This is a genomic window from Patescibacteria group bacterium (assembly GCA_041661625.1).
Taxonomy (GTDB): Bacteria; Patescibacteriota; Patescibacteriia; order JAHIZJ01; family JAHIZJ01; genus JBAZUB01.
Genome location: JBAZUB010000014.1, coordinates 1 through 5790, shown reverse-complemented (window position 1 = coordinate 5790; position 5790 = coordinate 1). Strand labels below are relative to the sequence as shown.

The following is a 5790-nucleotide window of genomic DNA, read 5'->3' as shown; positions in this document are numbered from 1 at the left end:
TATTGGCGATCCGGTCGGTTACGAGCTGTTCCACCTGCTCAACGGCGAGCGATTTATTCCGGCGGGAGATCAGAACTTTTATTTTTCCATCCCCCGATTCAAGGCTTTCCAGCGCTACGCCGACTGTGGAGTCTCCGGCGTCGGCCCGCATTGCGTAGCCGGGGGTTGAGGAGGCGGAGGTAAGGGAGTCGCCGACGCGGATCGGACCGTTTTCAGCCGATACATAAGCGTCAACCTGGCCGAGCATGCCGATAATCGCGTATTTTCCCGGATTCAGGGCGATTTGTTTTGAGTTATTACCAACGATTGATGGTTTAGTGGAGACAATACCCATGACGTTATTGTCATGCCCGCGATCGCAGCGCTGGACGGCGTTTTCACGGCTAACATCCACGCAAACGACTTCGCCGGGTTTCAGACCGGAATCGGCGGTTTCAAAGTATTCAGCGTAATCGGCGCCGGTGGAGTTATATGAGTTGTCGGAGTAAACTGTTCCGTCAGCCTGAATCTTCAAGGAAATTCCTGTGGAAGTAGCGATCTTAAACATGAGGTCGGTCGGGTTGGGTGCGGCGCTATATATGTCTAATTTTGAATTCGGCGTCGTCGTCCCGATGCCGACGTTGCCATTGTTTAATACCGTTACCTTGCTGGCGCCGGTTCCGTCAGCCAAACCAAAGATTGGATTTGTTCCATCCCCCTGAATAGACAACCGCGCCAATGGACTCGTCGTCCCAATCCCCACATTCCCGCTGGAACCTTCAATAAACAGGTCGTCATTGAGATTAATGTCCACGTCGGTGCCATCGCCCAGTTTCACGTAATCCTGGGTTCCTTTGTAGAGATCTAAAAGATATTTGCCGCCGATGTAACCGCGGAAACGGTTGTCGTCAAAAGAGAGGGCAGTATCCGTATCGTCGTTGTGGTGGATATATTGGTTGATGCCGAGATCTCCGGCTACGTCCAGCTCATAGTCCGGAACGGCGGTGCCGATGCCGACAAAACCGGAATTGAGCACTGTAAACTTCTCCGCTCCGGTTCCGTCGAAAAGATTGAAAATCGGGTTAGTGCCGTCGCCTTTGAGCGATAGCCGGGCGGTGGGAGAAGTGGTCCCTATGCCGACGTTGCCGGAGCTGTCTATCCTCAACCTTTCCAGTCCGTTGGTAGAAATGCTTAGCATATCCGCTCCGCTCGACCAAAGGCCGGTGTTGAGATCGGCTCGGAAAGCGATGCCGGGATCAGCGGCCGAACCGGAGCCGAAAGTGGCCTTGCCGTTAACGTCTAAAAGGGCCAGCGGAACGGCAGTGTTGATGCCGACGTTGCCAGCACTAAAATTGATGCCTCCGGTGGCCGCCGCCCAATAGCCGCCGCTTCCGCCGGAACCATTGAGCGAGACTTCCATCTTAACCGTAACCGTGCCGGCTGAGTTGTTGTAGAAACGGACCGTGTCTTCGTCCAGGACTTGGAGCTGGTATTGGGTTTGTTCGTAGGTGACGGTGATCTGATCCAGAGTCGGGGTGAGGCCGGTGGCGGTTTTCATTCCCACGGCCAGATCAATTGTTTCGGTAGAGCCGACGGCGTAGCCGCCGGATGATTCCATCTGGGCGTCAGTAACAGCCGTGAGTTCGGTGCCGGTCATCTGATTGGCGGTTACTTGCATAGCCTGATCCAAAGCACCGGCTTGGGTGTTGGTGGAAGCGGACGACCAGGTAACACTGGATAGTCCGGTGGAAGCGTTGGAATTGTATTCCCAGGTGCCGGCGTTGTTCCTGGCAATCGGCCGCCAGCCGGCGTTTCCGTCGGTGTTGTCATAGACTTTCCAAGTCGTCCGGTCGTCATACGACACGGCGTAATGGATGGTTTCCCCGTTGGTGGTTTCGGTGGGGACAATGGAATTGACATTGGTCCAGTAGGAAGAATCCAATTGGTTGGTGTCAGAAGTGGTGGTGGTATAGTAAGCGCCGGTAGGAGAGAAGACATTTTCAATTACGTGAACATTGAGTCCATAATCGCCGTCCGCCGGGCTTACATAGCAAAGCTTGTTATTGGGAAAATATGTTATTCCCAAAGAACCGTAAGTAGTGCTATAGACAGCGCCAAGATCAATATTTTCCGAATCAACGCTGATGGTCGTATCGCTCACGGCAAGACTGGAATAATAATAATTGGAGCCGGATGATTTATATATCACACCGGCATTAGCAGAGCCAAACGCGGCAACTGCCGGAAAACTGGTGGACGCGCTGTTGAAAGTCGCTTCCGTGCCATAGGTAGCAGTTGTTCCGGAAACGGAAGCCACAATGGCTTTTCCATAGGTGTCGGAGTCGCGATAACCCATAATCGCCTTGTCGGTGGTCAGCTGGGCGGCGGAAATGTAGGAAGTGGCCGCAGAATTAAAAGTAGCTTCTGAACTATAACCAATGGTTGTTCCGGAAACGGAAGCTACAATGGATCTTCCGTAAGTGTCGGAGTCGCGATAGCCGATAATCGCCTTGTCAGTGGTCAGTTGGGCGGCGGAAATGTAGGAAGTGTCAGTAGCATTGAATTGCGCCTCGGCTCCATAGGTAATGGTTGTTCCGGAAACGGAAGCCACAATAGCTTTGCCGTAGGTGTCGGAGTCGCGATAGCCGATAATCGCCTTGTCAGTGGTCAGCTGGGCGGCGGAAAAGTAGGAAGCGGCGATAGAGCTAAATGTATTGAAAGTGGCTGCCGTACCAAGGGTGATGGTCGTTCCGGAAACAGAAGCTACTCGAGCCTGGCCATACATTGTTGATACCACATAGTCAAAAAAAGTAATAATAGCCTTGTCGGTAGTCAGTTTGGCAACGGAAACTTCATACGGGGAGCCTGCGTCGAAACTAACACGAGTTCCATAAGTGACTGCGGTTCCGGAAACAGTAGCCACTACTGCAAATCCGGAAACCTGTGTGGTATAAGCAATTAAAACTTTATCGGTAGAAATTTGAGCTACTGAACTTCGGTACTGATAACTAGAAGCGCTATAGCTGAACGGTTCATCGGCTCCATAGGAAATAGTCGTGTCAGACACAGTCGCCACTCTTCCGGTTGAATTATTGTCGGAAACGACTGAGGCGATAACCAGAGCTTGATTGTCATCTGCCTTTCCTACGGCCATATAGGCTACGTCACTGGAAAAATAAACAGCTTCTGAGCCATAGCTGATAGTTGTTCCGGAAACAGAAGCCACGATAGCTTTGCCGTAGGTGTCGGAATCTTCATAAGTAAAGATGGCTTTGTCTGTCCCCAATGGAGCCGCCGTTACATTGGTTGTAGAGGCTCCATTGAACTGAACTTCTGAGCCGTAGCTGATGGTTGTTCCGGAAACGGAAGCCACAATAGCTTTGCCGTAGGTGTCGGAGTCGCGATAGCCGATAATCGCCTTGTCAGTGGTCAGTTGGGCGGCGGAAATGTCGGAAATGGTGGTATTAAATTGCGCTTCTACTCCGTAGCTAATGGTTGTTCCGGAGATAGAAGCCACTCGAGCATATCCAGAACCATCAGCAGCCTTCTTATAAGCAATAATCGCTTTGTCGATGGTCAGTTGGGCGGCGGAAATGTCGGAAGTGGTAGCGGCATTGAATGCCACTATTGATCCAAAGGTAATGGCTGTTCCGGAAACAGAAGCGACGACAGCATATCCAAAATTATTAGCATAAGCAATAATCGCTTTGTCGGTGGTCAGTTGGACGGCGGAAATGTCAGAAATTGCAGCGGCAACAAAAGCAGTTTCTGTTCCAAGGGTGATGGTTGTGCCGGAAACGGAAGCCACAATAGCTTTTCCATAACTGTCGGAACCGTCATTGAAGGCAATAATGGCTTTGTTGGTATCAAGTTTGGCCGCTGATGTCCAAAGAGTCTGGGCTGACGGATTAAACTTAACCGGAGTGCCATAAGTTACGGTTGACCCGGAAATAGTAGCTATAACTGCTATACCATCATAGTTACCATCGTATCCTCCGTAGGACACTAATATCTTATTGGTATCTATTTGAACAGCAGAAAGAGAACCACTTAAATAAACGCCCGTTTTAATCATTCCATTATCCTCACTTGCTTTGAAATCATTAAGCACTAATTGCTCCAAGCTATTGTAACTTCTTTCCTGCTGTCCTGTCATATCCCAGTCGCCGGAAGCAATGGGATTGGTGTTGGTAAAAGCCGTTACCACTCTGGCGGTGATAGTCGTTTGGGCGGCCGGGTCGTCAATAAGAATAGCTTCCCCGCCGTTCCCTGTAATTCTCATTCCTTTTTTCACTTTGGCGTTGGCATTCCAGTTGCCGCTGCCAAGAGTCAGGGTAACTTCTCCGGTAGTCGCACTCGGAGTCAGGGTAACGGAATAGGCTAAATTTTCTATGTCATAATTCGCTTCGTCGGCAATATCCATATCCAGCGAATCGTCCGTGTTAGAATCTCCGGTAGCGGACAAAGTGCCGACGTTTTGCCAGACTGTGCCATTGGAAACCCAGGCGTCGGCGATGACATCCGTGGTGTTTTGGCCGTGAGTTACGTCCAGATGTCCTCCGGAAGCTACCAGGCCGGAGTTGGTGTAGAAATCAGTGTTTTCGGCGATGTCCACCCAGCTGGTTCCGTTGTATAAATAAGACGTATTGGCGCTGCTGCTGAAATAAAGCTGGCCGGCCGTGGGACTGGCCGGAGCGCCAGCAAGACTGGGCAGGACAATCCCGTTGCTGTCGCCGAAATTCCAAGTGTCATTAGTAGCATAAGACAACGTGCCGTATTCGTTGTTGGAAGCGTACATGTTCAGCGTGGCGTTACTGGTCGCTCCCGACCCCAGTCTCAACAAATTTTCCGAAACATCCATATACAAAGGAGAAGCGCTGGTGGATCCGCCGATCGCCAGATCGTCGCCGGTGGCGGTCAAATAGCTGATACTACCACCGTCGGTAAATAAACCGCCTCCCAAAGCGGCCCAGTCTCCGGCGCTGTTTTTGTATTCAATGGTTCCGGAGTTATCCCGAAAGCCATAGCCGGAAATCCCTTCCGTCGCGTTGAAATTCAGATACCTCCCAACGCCAGAAAGAAGCAAGTTGCCGTAAATATCCAATTTCGCCCCCGGACTCGTCGTCCCTATTCCGACGTTGCCGCCGATAGTCGCGAGAAAAGTTGAACCGGTCGTTGTTAATTGCGTGGTTGAGGCGTTGCCGGTTACGGTTAAAAGATTGGTTGTTCCGTTAAAAAGGAAGTTTGAGCTGGAGGTAATTGTGTTGGCGTCCGACCAGTAAGCAATCTGGTTAGCCGCTCCGTTGCCCCGTCCCTGCACGCCGATAGTGGAGGTGGCGGTCCAGGCCGGGAGGCCTCCGGAAGAAGAGAGTACATACCCGCCGGCGCCTAAAGCGAGTCTCACAAGATATCCGGATGAATCGCGGTAGTAGGTATCGCCTTGAGCATCGGATCCCAGACTCATAGTATTGCTCGTTCCGGAAATGCTTCCGCCGGCAATTGTCAGGTTGTTGTCAATATATGCATCGGCTATGGATGAACCGTTCCAGACTCCGGTTTTAACCGTCCCTGTGTTATCAATATACATGCCCGAGCCGATTGCCAGCGCGCCTGCTATGTCCAGGTTTTCAGCGATGCTGGAGGTTCCGGTTCCGTTGACGCTTAGCAGTCCGTCCAGCGTCAGTCCGCCGCCGATCCGGTAACTGCCGGTGGTGGTGGCGTTGCCGTCATGGTAAACATCTCCATGAAAATAGCTGTCTCCGGCTACGCTTAATTTACTCGCCGGACTCGTCGTGCCGATGCCGACGTTGC

The 5790-nt window shown here is 51.6% G+C and carries 1 protein-coding gene; it reads right to left on the bottom strand.

Going from position 1 to position 5790, the window contains the following annotated elements; translation table 11 throughout:
• The coding region (locus WC734_06425) for a hypothetical protein (GenBank protein MFA6198752.1) at positions 1–5790 on the bottom strand (5790 nt) is incomplete at both ends.